General features: G+C 63.1%; 18 protein-coding genes. 4 read left to right on the top strand and 14 right to left on the bottom strand.

Going from position 1 to position 15,501, the window contains the following annotated elements; all coding sequences use genetic code 11:
• Position 1: 1 nt before the first annotated feature.
• Entirely contained in the window at positions 2 to 892 is an 891-nt protein-coding gene (locus PG892_RS01670) for an N-acetylmuramoyl-L-alanine amidase (RefSeq protein WP_171865321.1), read from the top strand.
• Between the two features lie 141 nt (positions 893 to 1,033).
• On the opposite strand, the gene pdxJ is transcribed toward PG892_RS01670, so the two are convergent.
• From pdxJ to rpoE, 10 genes are all read right to left on the bottom strand, one after another.
• Positions 1,034 to 1,771, bottom strand: a complete 738-nt coding sequence (gene pdxJ / locus PG892_RS01665; protein ID WP_010675636.1) for a pyridoxine 5'-phosphate synthase — start codon at positions 1,769 to 1,771, stop codon at positions 1,034 to 1,036.
• A 157-nt stretch (positions 1,772 to 1,928) separates the two neighbouring features.
• Positions 1,929 to 2,639 carry a DNA repair protein RecO gene (gene recO, locus PG892_RS01660; protein WP_223933051.1) on the bottom strand — a complete coding sequence of 237 codons (711 nt, stop codon included), beginning with the start codon at positions 2,637 to 2,639 and terminating at the stop codon, positions 1,929 to 1,931.
• Positions 2,640 to 3,539, bottom strand: coding sequence for a GTPase Era (gene era, locus PG892_RS01655; RefSeq protein WP_041211854.1), 900 nt, complete (start codon positions 3,537 to 3,539; stop codon positions 2,640 to 2,642).
• 61 nt (positions 3,540 to 3,600) lie between these two features.
• Positions 3,601 to 4,272, bottom strand: a complete 672-nt coding sequence (gene rnc, locus PG892_RS01650; protein WP_042864945.1) for a ribonuclease III — start codon at positions 4,270 to 4,272, stop codon at positions 3,601 to 3,603.
• A complete protein-coding gene (gene lepB / locus PG892_RS01645) occupies positions 4,273 to 5,196 on the bottom strand; it encodes a signal peptidase I (RefSeq protein ID WP_010675640.1) in 924 nt (307 codons plus the stop codon).
• Positions 5,197 to 5,199: 3 nt separating this feature from the next.
• Entirely contained in the window at positions 5,200 to 6,993 is a 1,794-nt protein-coding gene (lepA, locus tag PG892_RS01640) for a translation elongation factor 4 (protein WP_010675641.1), read from the bottom strand.
• 159 nt (positions 6,994 to 7,152) lie between these two features.
• Positions 7,153 to 7,614 (bottom strand): SoxR reducing system RseC family protein, encoded by a 462-nt coding sequence (locus PG892_RS01635; RefSeq protein WP_039040538.1) that lies wholly within the window; start codon positions 7,612 to 7,614, stop codon positions 7,153 to 7,155.
• A gap of 90 nt (positions 7,615 to 7,704) precedes the next feature.
• The gene (locus PG892_RS01630; RefSeq protein ID WP_223933053.1) at positions 7,705 to 8,685 is read right to left on the bottom strand and encodes a MucB/RseB C-terminal domain-containing protein; all 981 of its coding nucleotides are present in this window, start codon (positions 8,683 to 8,685) and stop codon (positions 7,705 to 7,707) included.
• Between the two features lie 21 nt (positions 8,686 to 8,706).
• Entirely contained in the window at positions 8,707 to 9,294 is a 588-nt protein-coding gene (locus tag PG892_RS01625; protein ID WP_104454756.1) for a sigma-E factor negative regulatory protein, read from the bottom strand.
• Positions 9,295 to 9,316: 22 nt separating this feature from the next.
• Positions 9,317 to 9,898 (bottom strand): RNA polymerase sigma factor RpoE, encoded by a 582-nt coding sequence (rpoE, locus tag PG892_RS01620; RefSeq protein ID WP_010675645.1) that lies wholly within the window; start codon positions 9,896 to 9,898, stop codon positions 9,317 to 9,319.
• A gap of 182 nt (positions 9,899 to 10,080) precedes the next feature.
• On the opposite strand from rpoE, the gene nadB reads away from it, so the two are divergent.
• Entirely contained in the window at positions 10,081 to 11,688 is a 1,608-nt protein-coding gene (nadB, locus tag PG892_RS01615; RefSeq protein ID WP_223933054.1) for an L-aspartate oxidase, read from the top strand.
• Positions 11,689 to 11,791: 103 nt separating this feature from the next.
• Here nadB and PG892_RS01610 read toward each other — a convergent pair whose 3' ends face one another.
• On the bottom strand, positions 11,792 to 12,163 hold the full coding sequence (locus PG892_RS01610; RefSeq protein ID WP_270825097.1) for a protein YgfX: 372 nt from the start codon (positions 12,161 to 12,163) through the stop codon (positions 11,792 to 11,794).
• Between the two features lie 58 nt (positions 12,164 to 12,221).
• Positions 12,222 to 12,491: an FAD assembly factor SdhE gene (locus PG892_RS01605; protein WP_010675648.1), complete on the bottom strand. Its 270-nt coding sequence runs from the start codon at positions 12,489 to 12,491 to the stop codon at positions 12,222 to 12,224.
• Positions 12,492 to 12,604: 113 nt separating this feature from the next.
• On the opposite strand from PG892_RS01605, the gene ygfZ reads away from it, so the two are divergent.
• On the top strand, positions 12,605 to 13,516 hold the full coding sequence (gene ygfZ, locus PG892_RS01600) for a tRNA-modifying protein YgfZ (RefSeq protein ID WP_041211672.1): 912 nt from the start codon (positions 12,605 to 12,607) through the stop codon (positions 13,514 to 13,516).
• A gap of 7 nt (positions 13,517 to 13,523) precedes the next feature.
• Here the strand turns inward: ygfZ and PG892_RS01595 are convergent, their stop codons facing one another.
• Positions 13,524 to 14,405 carry a LysR family transcriptional regulator gene (locus PG892_RS01595; protein WP_223933056.1) on the bottom strand — a complete coding sequence of 294 codons (882 nt, stop codon included), beginning with the start codon at positions 14,403 to 14,405 and terminating at the stop codon, positions 13,524 to 13,526.
• A gap of 124 nt (positions 14,406 to 14,529) precedes the next feature.
• Here PG892_RS01595 and PG892_RS01590 point away from each other — a divergent pair, with 124 nt between their 5' ends.
• Complete coding sequence (locus PG892_RS01590; protein WP_039040541.1) at positions 14,530 to 14,967, top strand: PACE efflux transporter; 438 nt, start codon at positions 14,530 to 14,532, stop codon at positions 14,965 to 14,967.
• 70 nt (positions 14,968 to 15,037) lie between these two features.
• Here PG892_RS01590 and PG892_RS01585 read toward each other — a convergent pair whose 3' ends face one another.
• On the bottom strand, positions 15,038 to 15,379 hold the full coding sequence (locus tag PG892_RS01585; protein ID WP_010675652.1) for a hypothetical protein: 342 nt from the start codon (positions 15,377 to 15,379) through the stop codon (positions 15,038 to 15,040).
• Between the last annotated feature and the right edge of the window lie 122 nt (positions 15,380 to 15,501).

Genomic DNA, 15,501 nt, shown 5'->3' with positions numbered 1-15,501 from the left:
CATGGGCTGGCGCCGCCTGCTGACTCCACGCCCGTCGGCGAGCGGCGGTGCGTGTCGGTTCGCGGCGCGCTGGCGCTGGTCACTGCCCCTCATCCTGCTGCTCGGCGCCTGCCAGCCTGCACCCTATCGGCTCAATCAGGATCATCAGAGCGCCAGCCAGAACGAGCGCATCGCCTTTCTCATCCTGCACTACACGGATGAAGAGGATGCCCGCTCCCTGCGCCTGCTGACCGAGCCGGAGCACAAGGTGAGCGCCCACTACCTGATCCCCCGCGACACCGACGAGCAACCGTTCCCGGTCTACCAGCTGGTGCCCGACAGCCAGCGGGCCTGGCACGCCGGACGCAGTCGCTGGCATCACTACGCCGGGCTCAACGCCAGTTCGCTCGGCATCGAGATAGTGAATCTCGGGTATGACGAGAAAGACGCGGCCCTGCCCGCCCATCTGAGACACTGGCAACCCTATCCCCCTGCTCAGATCGACGCCCTCGGCGCCCTCGCCCGGGATCTGGTCGAACGCTACCAGATCCCCCCCACCCAGGTGCTGGCCCACAGCGATGTCGCCCCCGAGCGCAAGCAGGATCCCGGCCCCCGGTTCCCCTGGCGCGAGCTCGCCCTGCGCTACGGTGTCGGCGCCTGGCCCGACGAGGCCCGGGTGGCCGAGCTGCGCCAGACGCAGCTCATCCCCTGGGATGCGCTGCAATGGCAGCAGCAGCTTGCCCGTTACGGCTACGGCCTACCCCAGCACGGCGCCTGGGATGAGCAGAGCCGCGCCGTCCTGCGCGCCTTCCAGCTTCACTTTCGCCCCGCCCTGGTCACCGGCGAGCCGGATGCCGAGTGCCAGGCCATCCTCACCGCCCTGCTGGAGCGCTACTTCCCGGAACCAGGCTGAGACGCCCCTTCCCTTTCGCCCTCTGCACACGGATGCCCGGCCCCATGCCAGATGAACACGGGGTTCACCCCGCCTTCCACTCCTGAAAACCACAAGGGACGCCGAAGCGTCCCTTGTGGTTTTCATACCTGCGAAGCGGCATCAGATCCCCTGACGGGCTTCCTGCATCAGCGCACGCATGTCGCTGACCGCCTTGGCCAGACCGTCGAAGGCGGCGCGACCGATGATGGCGTGACCGATGTTGAGCTCATAGAGCTCGGGGATGGCGGCGATGGCCTTGACGTTGTGGTAGTGCAGACCGTGGCCCGCATTGACCTTCAAGCCCTTGCCAGCGGCGTAGGAAGCACCGGCGGCGATGCGCTTGAACTCGGCGTTGCGCTCGGCGTCCGTGGTGGCATCGGCGTAGCGGCCGGTGTGGATCTCGATGAAGGGAGCACCGCTCGCGGCGGCCGCATCGATCTGCAACGGATCCGCATCGATGAAGAGGGATACCTGAGCACCGACGGCCGCAAGACGGGTCACCGCATCGGTCACCTTGTCCAGCTGGCCCGCCACGTCCAGACCACCCTCGGTGGTCACCTCGGTGCGCTTCTCCGGCACCAGACAGACGAAGTGGGGCTTGATGCGGCAGGCGATGCCGATCATCTCCTCGGTCACCGCCATCTCCAGGTTCATCCTGGTCTGGATCGTCTGGCGCAGGATCTCCACGTCCCGGTCGGTGATGTGGCGGCGATCTTCCCGCAGGTGGACCGTGATGCCATCGGCACCGGCCTGCTCGGCCACGAAGGCAGCCTGTACCGGATCCGGATACTGGGTGCCGCGGGCGTTGCGCAGGGTGGCGATATGGTCGATGTTCACACCCAGGTAGATCTCGCTCATTGCTTACTCCTTGATACAGGTCATCTGTGAATGCCGGGACGGGTGGTGCCCGCCCCTCTGTCCATGTGCCGCCGCAGGCCGGTTCTGGTCGCGGCGACAGCATTATTGTTCATCAAAAGCGATGTCATAAACACAAAACATCACTAGATAATAAAAATCAGCTTGAAACACTGTCTTTTCGCTTCAAAAAGAGCTCCCTGCTCTTCAGTTGACGCTTGCCGAGATAGGGCTGCAGCGCCAGCCGGCTGAAACGCTTGGCCGCCTGCAGCAAGGGAGGCGTGTCGAAACGCCCCTCGGCGAAGGCCAGCAGGTGGGCGCCGAGGAACAGGGTACGGGGATCCGGCGCCCGCTCGCAAGCGACAAAGCCGAGCTCCCGCTCGAAGCCATAAAGCAGGGTGGGGTCGATGGGGGAGTCGTCGTCCGCGGCATATTCGAAGTCCACCGCGTAGCCCAGGGCCTGCAGCAGCAGGAACTCGAAGCGGCGCAGGGGCAGCTCCGGGGTCTCTCCGTCCGCCAGGGCCATGATGGCACGGGCATAGGCGTCGAACACCTCGGGGAAGGGGGTGTGCGCTTCCAGCAGGTAGTAGACCAGCTCGTTGAGATAGAGGCCGTAGAAGAGACGATCCCCGCCGAGGCGCAACGAGTGATCCGGGCACTCCACCTGGGTGAGGTTCTTGAGATCCCCCTTGCCGCGCCAGGCAATGGTGAGCAGGGTGAAGGGCTGAAGCAGCCCCTTCAGAGAGGAGCGTGGCCCGCGGGAACCGCGAGCCACCAGGGTGAATCGACCGCTATCCTGGGTGAAGACCTCGACCAGCTGGCTGGTCTCCCGATAGGGCCGACTGTGGATGACGAAAGCCGGGGTCAGCAATCAGTCGTCGCCATACCCGAGGCTGCGCAGGGCCCGCTCGTCGTCGGCCCAGCCGGACTTGACCTTGACCCACAGCTCCAGATGCACCTTGTTCTGGAACAGCCGTTCCATGTCGATGCGCGCCTCTGTGCCGATGGTCTTGATCTTCTCGCCCTTGTTGCCGATGACCATCTTCTTCTGGCCTTCGCGCTCCACCAGGATGAGCCCGTGGATGTGGTAAAGACCTGTCTCCTCCACCTTGAAGCGCTCGATCTCCACCGTCACCGAATAGGGCAGCTCCTCACCGGTGAAGCGCATCAGCTTCTCGCGGATGATCTCGGAGGCCATGAAGCGGGAAGAGCGGTCGGTCACGTAATCTTCCGGGAAGAAGTGGACGTTCTCCGGCAGCAGATCCTTGGCCCACTCGCGGATCTTCTCCACGTTGGTGCCCTTCTCGGCGCTGATGGGCAGGATGTGGGCAAAGTTCATCTGCTGACCTAGCCACTCGAGGTGCGGCAGCAGATCCTCTTTTTCCTTGACGTTGTCGATCTTGTTGACCGCCAGCACCACGGGGCACTTGAGGTGGCGCAGCTTGCCCAGCACCATCTCGTCATCCTTGGTCCAGTGGGTGCCGTCCACCACGAACACCACCATGGCCACGTCCCCCAGGGAACTGGTGGCGGCGCGGTTCATCAGGCGGTTGATGGCCCGCTTCTCCTCGATGTGCAGACCCGGGGTATCCACATAGATGGTCTGATGGTTCTCCTCGGTGTCGATCCCCAGGATCCGGTGACGGGTAGTCTGGGGCTTCTTCGAGGTGATGCTGACCTTCTGGCCGAGCAACTTGTTGAGCAGGGTGGACTTGCCCACGTTGGGGCGGCCCACGATGGCGACAAAGCCGCAATAGGTGGTATCTGTCATGACCGCGTTCCCAATGCTGATGGAGTGAAAAGAGCGCACAGTGCCGGATCCGTCATGGTGCTCATGACAGCCGTTCCAGTGCTTGCTGCGCCGCGGCCTGTTCGGCCTTGCGGCGGCTGGAGCCGATCCCGACCAGGGGGCCATCCAGGCCATCCACTTCGCACTGGACGGTGAACTCCTGGTTGTGGGCCTCGCCCTTGACGTTGGTCACCGTGTAGGTCGGCAGGGATTTGCGGCTGCCCTGCAGGATCTCTTGCAGACGGGTCTTGGGATCCTTCTGTTCGATCCCGGGCTTGATCTCGCCAAGGCGGCTGGCATACCAGCCGAGCAGGAGGCTGCGCACCCGCTCCAGATCCGTGTCCAGATAGACGGCGCCGATCACCGCCTCGACGGTGTCGGCCAGGATGGACTCGCGGCGAAAACCGCCGCTTTTCAGCTCCCCCGGCCCCAGGATCAGATGATCCCCGAGGTCGAATTCCCGGCCCAGCTCGGCCAGCGTCTTCTCGCGCACCAGGGTGGCGCGCATCCGGCTGAGATCCCCTTCCGCTGCCTGCGGGAAGCGGTGGAAGAGGTCATCGGCAATCACCAGACTCAGGATGGAGTCCCCCAGAAATTCCAGGCGCTCGTTGTGACGGGACCCTGCGCTGCGATGGGTCAGAGCCCGGGTCAGCAGCTCAGGATCCTGAAAGACATGCCCGAGACGGGACTGCAGTCTGTTCATCTTGATATTCATTTACTTGATTCCGCCAATGCGGTTGAAGCGCACACCGGTCGGCACCCAGCTCGGCAAGCTGGACCCTTCCTCACGCTCGAATTCGAAACTGATCCAGATGGCGACCGCCTTGCCCACCAGATTCTGCTCGGGCACGAAGCCCCAGAAACGGCTGTCGGTGCTGTTGTCGCGGTTGTCACCCATCACGAAATAGTGGCCTTCCGGCACCACCCACTCGTCGGGGTAGGTGCCGGGCTGGCGATAGTAGCGGTCCACCAGGTCCGGCATTAGCGGGTTGCGCAAGGTCTCGTGGGAGACATCACCCAGCTGTTCGGTGTAGCGATCCAGCGGGATCCCCATCTGGCTGAACTCGCCGCGCTGCTCGAACTTGACATCCAGCTTCTGGAAGCCGGGGCACGTTTTCCCTTCCTGCTCATCGCACTTGGGCCGGATCATCAGCTCCTTGTTGCGATAGATGACCCGATCGCCGGGCATGCCGACCACCCGTTTGATGTAGTCCACCCGGGTATCCAGCGGATACTTGAAGACCACCACATCACCGCGCTTCGGCTCGCCGGTCTCGAGGAACTTGGTGTTGGTCACCGGGTCCTTGAGGCCGTAGGCAAACTTCTCCACCAGGATGAAGTCGCCCACCAGCAGGGTCGGCATCATGGAGCCGGACGGGATCTGGAACGGCTCGAAGATGAAGGAGCGCAGGATCAGCACCAGCGCGATCACCGGGAAAACCCCGCCGGTCTGTTCGATCCAGACCGGCATGGGGGCCACCTTGGCCAGTGTCTTCTCGTCCACATCCGGACCGGCATTGGCACGGGCGGCGGCAATCTTGGCCGCCCGCTGCTTGGCCCAGACCAGCTTGTCGAGCGTCCAGATGATGCCGGTCAGCAGGGTGACGACGACGAGGATCAGGGAAAAGGTGCTTGCCATCGATTAATCCTTTCCGACGTGGAGAATGGCGAGGAAGGCCTCTTGCGGCACGTCCACACGGCCCAGGGACTTCATCCGCTTCTTGCCTTCTTTCTGCTTGTTCAGCAGCTTCTTCTTCCGGCTCACGTCACCACCGTAGCACTTGGCGGTGACGTCTTTACGCAATGCCTTGACGGTGCTGCGGGCGATGATCTGGTTGCCGATGGCGGCCTGGATGGCGATGTCGAACATCTGGCGCGGGATCAGCTCGCGCATCTTCTCCACCACCTGGCGACCGCGATACTGGGCGTTCTCCTTGTGGGTGATGATGGCCAGGGCGTCGACCCGCTCGCCATTGATCATGATGTCCAGACGGACCATGTCGGAGGTTTCGAAGCGCTTGAAGCCGTAGTCCAGGGAGGCGTAGCCGCGACTGGTGGACTTCAGACGGTCGAAGAAGTCGAGCACCACTTCCGCCATCGGGATCTCGTAGGTCAGCGCCACCTGCTTGCCGTGGTAGACCATGTTGGTCTGTACGCCGCGCTTCTCGATGCAGAGGGTGATGACGTTGCCCATGTACTCCTGCGGCAGCAGGATGTGACACTCGGCGATGGGCTCGCGCATCTCCTTGATGTTGTTGATGGCGGGCATCTGGGCCGGGCTGTCGATGTGGATGGTGGAGCCATCGTTCAGCTCGATCTCGTAGACCACGGTCGGCGCTGTGGTGATGAGATCCAGATCGTATTCACGCTCCAGACGCTCCTGGATGATCTCCATGTGCAGCATCCCGAGGAAGCCGCAGCGGAAGCCGAAGCCCAGCGCCGTGGAGCTCTCCGGTTCGTAGAACAGGGAGGCGTCGTTGAGGGAGAGCTTCTCCAGCGCATCGCGGAAGGACTCGTAGTCATCGCTGGAGATGGGGAACAGGCCCGCATAGACCTGGGGCTTCACCTTCTTGAAGCCGGCCAGCGCCTTCTCGGCACCGTGCTTGGCCAGGGTCAGGGTATCCCCCACCGGCGCACCGTGGATATCCTTGATGCCGCAGACGACCCAACCTACCTCGCCACAACCCAGGCCGTCGGTGTCCACCTGCTTCGGCGTGAAGATACCGATGCGATCCACACCCCATACCTGACCGGTGCTCATCACCTTGATCTTGTCGTTCTTCTTCAGGGAACCGTTCTTGATCCGCACGAGCGACACGACCCCGAGATAGGAGTCGAACCAGGAGTCGATGATCAGCGCCTGCAGCGGCGCCTCCGGATCCCCTTCCGGGGACGGGATCTTGGCGACGATCTCTTCCAGCACCAGATCGACACCGAGGCCGGTCTTGGCGGAGCAGCGCACCGCGTCCACCGCGTCGATGCCGACGATGTCCTCGATCTCCTCGGCAACCCGCTCGGGCTCTGCGGCCGGCAGGTCGATCTTGTTCAGCACCGGCACCACTTCCAGATCCATTTCCATGGCGGTGTAGCAGTTGGCCAGAGTCTGTGCCTCAACCCCCTGACCGGCATCCACCACCAGCAGTGCCCCTTCACAGGCAGCCAGGGAGCGAGAAACCTCGTAGGAGAAATCCACGTGGCCCGGGGTGTCGATAAAGTTCAGCTGATAGGTGTTACCGTCTTGTGCCTGGTAGTTCAGGGTCACACTCTGTGCCTTGATGGTAATGCCGCGCTCGCGCTCCAGATCCATGGAGTCCAGCACCTGGGCCTGCATCTCGCGATCGGACAGGCCGCCGCAAGTCTGGATCAGACGGTCCGACAGGGTCGACTTACCGTGGTCGATGTGCGCAATAATCGAAAAGTTACGAATGTGTTTCATCGAGCAAGAATCACTCAAAATTAAGTTAGGGTCGGATATGAGGGCAGGATTTTACTGGATAACCCGGTCGACGGCCAATCTTTAGTCGGCGGGCCCCACAAATAGCGCCTTGTCTGGCGGGCGTTGGGCACCTGGATGCCCTCCGCCAGACCCGGCCCCTCAAGAGAGATGACGGGTATTGAGCACCACCCCGAGCATGCGGGGACCGTATTCCCCCTGCTCGAGCCGGTCAGAAAAGTAACGAACCAGTAAAAATCCGATGGCGCCGCCCAGCAGACAGCAGAGGATGGTCACCCCCTCTCCCGCCGACAAGAGCGGCACCAGCCAGAGCTGGCCGAGCAGGGCGCCCAGCAGCAGACAGAAGAGCGGCAGCACGTACACCAGAGCCGCACCGCGCAGGATGCTGGCCTGAGGGATGCCCAGGCGGATCTGCTGGCCCACCGCCACATCACCGGTGAGGGCGACCCGCAGCCGCTGCGCCTTCATGGGAAAGGCCTTGGCGACGGTGCCGGTCCCGCAGCTGGATTGTTGGTGGCAACCGCTGCAGGCGGATCGCCGCTCGCACTCCACCCAGGCGTGATTGCCGTCGATGGCCACTACTGTGGCCAGCTCTTCACTCATGTTACTCACCTGATGACTCCTCACAGGGGGCGGTGGATGCACCGGATCTCAGCACGGCGGCACCCTCAGGGCAAGTCTCACGGCAAAGACTCACTGCACCGCCTCGTTGCGAGCCAGGGGCTGCACTGCCTCGGCGATGCGCTTGGCGGTTTCGGCGGGCACCTCGCCCACCACGGTGATCTCCACCCCGACCTCGTTGACGAAACTCACCAGCGAGGTAGCCCCCTGGCGAATCAACTGCTGGCGCACCGCCTGCTTGGGATCGACCCGGGAGACGTAGACGGAGAGATCCACCAGCCCGTCGGAGAGCATCATGTAATCCACCGGCAGACTGGTGCTGACCAGCTGATGCCGATCCTGAGAGAGCACCTTGAAGCCATCGGGCAACCAGGTCAGGTGCCAATTGAGGGTCTGCTGGGGAGCGGGATAGGCATCTTCCAGCGCCAGCGCATCCGGCAGCTTGCTGCGTGCCAGGGTGACCAGCCAGGGGGCCGGCGCAGATTGCCTGTCCAGATCCACCCCCAGCACCTGCTCCACCAGATTGCCTTCTCGATCCACCATGTCCACCCGCAGCAGCAAATGGCTCTGTTCGTCAATCCAGAGCACGAAGCCGTACTTGTCCGCCTCCTTGGGCACCAGCCGTACCACTTGTGCCACCAGGCCGGCCACCCGGCTGCGGCCCGCCAGCACCGGGTCATAACTCTCCATCACCCGGGGCAGCGGCATCCTCACCAGGCTCGACCAGACCCCGGGGAAACGCGCCCCCTTGAGGGTGTAGGGTTCATGGGTGTTTTCGAAGAAGGTGTATTCGTTCTGGCGTTGCAGGAACTCCACGGCCTTGCCGTCGAGATAGCTCAGGTGAGCCACCTCCTTGCCATCGATGATCCCGTGGCTGAAACGGATAGGCTCAAGGCGCCCCTGGCGGGCCTTGACCATGGACAATTCGAAGTTTTGTTGCGAAACGGCACTCTGCATCTGCTGCAACAAGGCCTCGGCCGACAGATCGTCGGCCGAGGCCTTGGCACAAATCAACAGGAGAGAGGCCAGCAGGATACGGCTGGACTGGCTCACGATCTGATCCCTAAAAATGCGTTATTCCTGAATCTGCTTGTCTTGCAGCAGACGCTGTTGCAGTTGATGGTCGCGCAGGAAGGCATTGATGCGCTCGCGCTGCTCCTGCATCTGCTGCTCGCTCAGACCTTGCTGACGCACACCGGTCCGGCTGCCATCCTGGGGATAGTGCACGCTCACCGGCGCAGCACTGCCACCCACGGGTATGGTATTGAGCACCGGGCTGGTCGGCACACCATCCTTGCCCTGGTACTGCTGCACGCCGAAGATGACGGCGGCAGCCACGGAGGCGGCAATGGCATACTGCCCCACTTGCTGGCCAAAGCGGCGAACGAAGGGGATCACCTTGCCGGCGGGCTGCACCTGGGGCGCAGCAGGCTGTGCCGGCTTGGGCGCCAGTATGGCGGGTTCATCCTCCAGCGCCAGCATGATGCTGTCGCTGAGATCCAGTTGCAGATTGACCGGCAGGTCACCCCGCATGGCATCACCGATCAGATGGTAACGCGACCAGGTATCCTGCAGAGTGGGATCCGTTCCCAGCTCGTTCAGTACCTCGATTTCGCTGAGGTCGCCATCCATCAGGGCTGAAAGTTGCTCTTTATTTGCCATAAGTTTGCCTGTCTTTCCCCAGTTAATGCTCGATCAGAGGTTGCAGCTTTTTATCGATTGCTTCCCTCGCCCGGAAGATGCGGGATCTCACCGTACCCACCGGGCAATCCATGATCTCCGCAATCTCCTCGTAGCTCAGCCCTTCCATTTCACGAAGGGTGATCGCCGTTCTCAAATCTTCTGGCAAGGCTTCTATGGCGGTAAACACAGTACGCTTGATCTCGTCGGTCAGCGCCAGGTTTTCCGGGGTGGCCACCTCTTGCAGGGCTTCACCACCACCATAATATTCAGCCTCGTCCGCTTCGACATCACTGCTGGGCGGTCTGCGCCCCTGTGACGTCAGGTAGTTTTTGGCCGTGTTGACGGCGATCCGGTACAACCAAGTGTAAAACGCGCTCTCGCCACGGAATGTCGGCAACGCACGGTAGGCCTTGATAAAGGCCTCCTGCGCCACATCCGGTACATCGCCCGGATTGTTGACATATCTGGCCACCAGGTTGACCACCTTGTGCTGGTACTTGCGTACCAACAGGTTGAATGCATTCTTATCGCCACGCTGGACCCGTTCAACCAGCTGTTCGTCCAGTAGATTCTGGTCGCTCATCAGAGCCGTAAAACCCCCATCAGGTTATCGTTCTTCTTTTCCGGCCCCTTCTAAGCGCACAAGTTCAGACAGGAGGAATCAGAGAAAGTTCGCTTGCATTGAAAAAAATGTGATGCGGGCTGCACCACAGCCCCCCCTTGGGCTACCATGGGGCCAGTTCTTAATCCAGGCCAATGATACTTATGAAAGCAAGTGTTGAATACCTTTGCGACGTACTCATCATTGGCAGCGGTGCCGCCGGTCTGTCCCTCGCGTTGCGATTGGCAGACCAGGCCAAAGTCCTGGTTCTGAGCAAGGGGCCCATCAGTGAGGGGGCCACTCTCTATGCGCAAGGAGGCATCGCTGCCGTGTTCGACGAGACCGACAGCATCGAATCCCACGTGAGCGACACGCTCAACGCCGGGGCCGGGTTGTGCGACCCGGCGGTGGTGGAGTTCACCGCCCGCAATGCCCGCGACTCCATCCAGTGGCTGATCCAGCAGGGGGTCCCCTTCGATCAGGAGGAGGATGCCGAGGGGGAGTCCCACTACCACCTGACCCGGGAAGGGGGCCACAGCCATCGCCGCATCTTCCACGCGGCCGATGCCACCGGCAAGGCGGTGCAGCTCACCCTGATCGATCAGGTGCGCGCTCATCCCAACATCCAGCTGATGGAGCGCTTCAACGCGGTCGACCTCATCACCACCCGCAAGCTGGGGCTGCCGGGCAACAAGGTGCTGGGCGCCTATGTCTGGAACCGCAACGTCGAGCAGGTCGAGGTGATCCGCGCCCGCTTCGTGGCGCTGGCCACCGGCGGCGCCTCCAAGGTGTACCAGTACACCTCCAACCCGGACGTGAGCTCGGGCGACGGCATCGCCATGGCATGGCGCGCCGGCTGCCGGGTGGCGAACCTGGAGTTCAACCAGTTCCACCCCACCAGCCTGTTCCACCCGGATGACCCCAACTTCCTGCTGACCGAGGCCCTGCGCGGCGAGGGCGCCTATCTGCGCCGCCCCGACGGCAGCCGCTTTATGCCGGACTTCGACGAGCGGGCCGAGCTGGCACCGCGGGACATCGTCGCCCGCGCCATCGACCACGAGATGAAGCGCCTGGGCGCCGACTGTATGTATCTGGACATCAGCCACAAGCCGGCGGACTTCATCATCAAGCATTTCCCGACCATCCACGAGCGCTGCCTCGCGGTCGGTATCGACATCACCAGGGAGGCGATGCCCATCGTCCCGGCGGCGCACTACACCTGCGGCGGCGTGATGATCGACAACAACGGCCAGACCGACATCCCGGGTCTCTACGCCATCGGCGAGGTGACCTACACCGGGCTGCACGGCGCCAATCGCATGGCTTCCAACTCCCTGCTCGAATGCGTGGTCTATGCCCACCAGGCGGGGGCCGACATCCTGGCCAAGCTGCCCACCAGCGTGGCCCCCCCCAGCCTGCCGGCCTGGGACGAGAGCCAGGTGGACGACTCCGACGAGCAGGTGGTGATCCAGCACAACTGGCACGAGCTGCGGCTGATGATGTGGGACTACGTGGGCATAGTGCGCACCAACAAGCGCCTGGCCCGGGCCAAGCGTCGCATCGACCTGCTCAAGCAGGAGGTGCAGGAGTACTACGCGAACTTCCGCGTCTCCAACAACCTGCTGGAGCTGCGCAACCTGTTGCAGGTGGCCGAGCTGATCGTCAACTGTGCCCTGCAGCGCAAGGAGTCCCGGGGTCTGCACTACAACCTGGACTATCCAGACATGCAGCCCAATCCCAAGCCGACGGTGCTGACCCCGGATCGGGAATAAGGCCGTTGCGTTCGATTCGGGCGTATGCCCTCCCCCAGATGACCCCGCCCAGGCGGGGTCATCTGCTATGAGCGGCAGATGTAGCAGGTAGAGAGAGACGCCCCTAGCGGACAGCGAGGTGAATGGCGCGGGCCAGGGCACGGTAGTGTGCAGGGGCCAGGGCATCGGAGAAGAGCCAGAGCTGCCCCTCGGAGCCCTCCACCGTCTTCAGCCGCAACCAGAGCACCCCGGGCAGGATGCGACTGCGGGAATCCAGCCGATGGCGCGCCCCTTGCCACTCGAGCCACTCCCCGTCCCAGATGAGCACGCCGCTCGCCGCCGGATGGCGGCGCAACGCGCGCCACAGACTCAGCCCCCAGACAGGGAGGAACAGCCCCCATTGCCAGCCCTGGATCAGGCTGGCGACGGGCAAGAGCAGCAACAGAAACAGGATGCACAGCAGCAGACGCTGCTGGCGGGAGGCGATCATGCGCATCACTACCCGCTGGGGAGACGCGAGGCTGGCCATGAGGGGTGGCGGTCGCGAGTCGGGCTCAGCGCAGGCTGTCGTGACGGGCCTGGTTGCGCTCGAGGATCAGGGGGATCATGGCGGCAAAAGCGGGATCCTCGGGCACGCCGTGACCCATGCACCAGCGGAACAGCTCGGGATCCTCGCACTCCAGCAGGCGGATGAAGGTGCGCTGTTCGGCCTCGCCGAGGCCATCGAACTCGTGCTCAAAGAAGGGCATAAAGATCACATCCAGCTCGAGCATGCCGCGACGGCAGGCCCACTTCAGGCGGGACTTCTCACTTGGGTTCAACATGGAACTCTCCTTACAAAGACCGGGGAATGGTAGCAGCAGGATTTTCCGGCTGACAAACATTCCTTACGTCTTTACCATGCAGGTCACATACTTTCTGTCTCTGGAATCCCATCGTGAGCCTGCCGACCCCTCTTCTTCCTGCCGAGCCGACCCTGTTTTCCCTGACCAATCTGGCCATCACCCGCCTCGGCGGCCCGGATCGCGCCAAGTATCTGCAAGGTCAGGTCACCTGCGACGTCAACGCCCTGCAACCGGGCCAGAGCACCCTCGGCGGCCACTGCGATCCCAAGGGCAAGCTGTGGAGCGATTTTCGCCTGCTCTGCCTGGAAGACAGCCTGCTGATGCTGACCAAGCCCTCGGTGCTGGCCCGCCAACTGCCGGAGCTCAAGAAGTTTGCGATCTTTGCCAAGGTCGAGATCGGCGAGTTTCAGGGCAGCCTGGCCGGACTGGCCGGTCAGGGGACAGACGACTGGATGGCACAACATTTCGCGCTGACCGGCACCGGCCTGGTGGAGGGCGGCATGGCAGTCAGGGTGGAGGCGGACCGCTGGCTGCTGGCGAGCGCATCCCCGCTGGCCCTGAACCTGCCGGTGGGCGACGAAGGACTCTGGTGGGGGCTGGAAATCAAAGCCGGTCTCCCCCATCTGGAAGCGGTCCATCAGGGGGAATACATCCCCCAGATGCTGAACCTGCAAGCCCTTGATGGCATCAGCTTCAACAAGGGCTGCTACATGGGGCAGGAGACGGTGGCTCGCGCCAAGTATCGCGGCGCCAACAACCGCGCCCTCTTCGTGCTGAGCGGCACTGCCGCAACGCAGGTAGCCAGCGGTGACACCCTGGAGATCCAGCTCGGTGACAACTGGCGCCGCAGCGGTCTGGTGCTCAACGCCTGGCAGCAGCAGGGTCAGGTGTGGCTCACCGCCGTGCTGCCCAAGGACACCGAGGCCGACGCCCGCTTCCGCCTCAAGCTGGAAGAGGGCTCCAGCCTCGGTCTGCAACCCCTGCCCTATGCGTTGTTCGACTGAATCCCCCCTAGCAAGGCACCCGCGCCAGCAGTGCCTCCTGCAACCAGCGCCCCGCCTGCCCGAACGGGCGGGCGCGATACCACTGCAACTCCAGCGCCAGTTCCGCCTCGGCGATGAAGTCCGGCTTGAGCACCACCAGCTCCCCCCGCGCCAGGGGCCGGTGCAGCAGAAACTCGGGCACCGCCGCCCATCCCAGCCCCAGTTTCACCAGCTCCAGGATCCCGAGATCCCCCTCCACCCACCACACTTGCACCGAGAGGCGGAAGCGATGGCGCTCCGTCCCCTCCCGCCGTCCGGTCACCATCAACTGGCGAGCCCCTTGCAGGTCACTCTCCTTCAACGGCGTCTTGTGGGCCAGGGGGTGATCCGGAGAGACCACCAGGGGCATGGTGACCGTCCCTAGGGAGCGGGAGACCAGCTCCCGCTCGGGGTGCTCCTTCTGGTAGCTGATGCCGAGCTGGGCACGGCCGCTCTTGAGCAGCTCGGTCACGTCCTCCATCAGCGGGAACAGCAGCTCCAGCTCCACCGCCGGGTAGCGGCTGGCAAACTCCTCCAGCAGGGAGCCAAACCAGGGCAGGTGGGAGTCATCGTCGATGGCCAGGGTGAGGCGCGACTCGACGCCGTTGGCCAGCTCGCCGGCGATGGCCTGCAGTCGCTCGCTCTGGGCCAGCAGCACCCCCGCCTCCTGACAGATGCGGGCCCCCGCCTCGGTCAGCACGGGATAGCGGCCGCTGCGATCGAACAGCGCAAGGCCGAGATCGATCTCCAAATTGGCGATGGCGGCACTCACCACCGACTGGGCCTTGCCCAGCCTGCGCGCCGCCGCCGAGAACGACCCGGTCTCGGCCGTCGCCAGCAATGCCTTGAAGTGTTCCAGTGAAGGGGTCATGAGCCAGCTCCGCCGTGCTGTTGTGTCGTCACATCTATCTATTTTAGCGATAGATACCAACGTGAATCTATCCGGTTTTGGCGATACATTGCCGCCATTCCCTGACCAAAGAGAGAGACAGACCATGCGTACGACCCGTGACCGCCTACGCCACGCCATCGGCTTCGAATTGATTGGCCTGCTGATCGCCGCTCCGCTGGCCAGCTGGGTGACCGGCGTCGGGCTCAACCACATGGGCCCCCTGGCCCTGTTCTTCTCGGTGGTCGCCACCGTCTGGAACTATGTCTACAACATCGGGGTGGACAAGCTGCTGCTGCGCTATCAGGGCCACACCCACAAGGCGCTGTGGCAGCGTGTGCTGCACACCCTGGGGTTCGAGGGGGGCCTGCTGATCGTGGCCCTGCCGGTGATGTCCTGGTGGCTCGACATCGGCCTGCTGGAGGCGCTGGTGCTGGATATGGGCTTCGTGCTCTTCTACCTGGTCTATGCCTTCGTCTACAACTGGAGTTACGACAAGGTGTTCCCCATTCCCATGGGACAGGTGCAGAAGGCGCTGGGATAAGCGATTCGAGGGGTAAGGGCGAGGCACCATCATGCGATGGCATGATGGTGCTGAAGAGGGCCTCGCGGGGTCAGGCCTGTGCCTTGACCTCTTCCGGCGGGGTATCGTCCTGCCTGGTTTCCTGGCGCATCATGGCTTCGAGGTCGCTCTGGTACTGGTTCAGCATGCGCTGGGCCGCCACCATGTCCCCCTTGTGCAGGCGCTCGAACAGATGATGCTGCACCACGCCGTTGAGGTACTCCACCGTGATGGGTTGCTCCAACGCCGACAACAGCTCCTCTTTTTCCAGCTCCGCATTGATCTCGTCGACACTGGTACGCAGCAGACCGGCCAGTTGCACCAGCATGCGGCGCTCCCCTTCACGCAACAGGCTCAACATGCGGTTTCTCTGCTGCTCATTCTGTTGGGTCATACATTTCCTTACGTAGAATTGGAACAAGCCCGCTCATTCTGCCCTGTCCTTTTCACAGCGTCCATCTCGGGCGCATGACTTATTCCGGGTGCGGGGGGCCGGGTGCTATTTGCCCCCCGGCC

It is taken from the genome of Aeromonas sp. QDB68 (assembly GCF_027707405.1).
Taxonomy (GTDB): domain Bacteria; phylum Pseudomonadota; class Gammaproteobacteria; order Enterobacterales; family Aeromonadaceae; genus Aeromonas; species Aeromonas caviae.
This window is presented reverse-complemented; position numbering and strand designations above follow the sequence as displayed.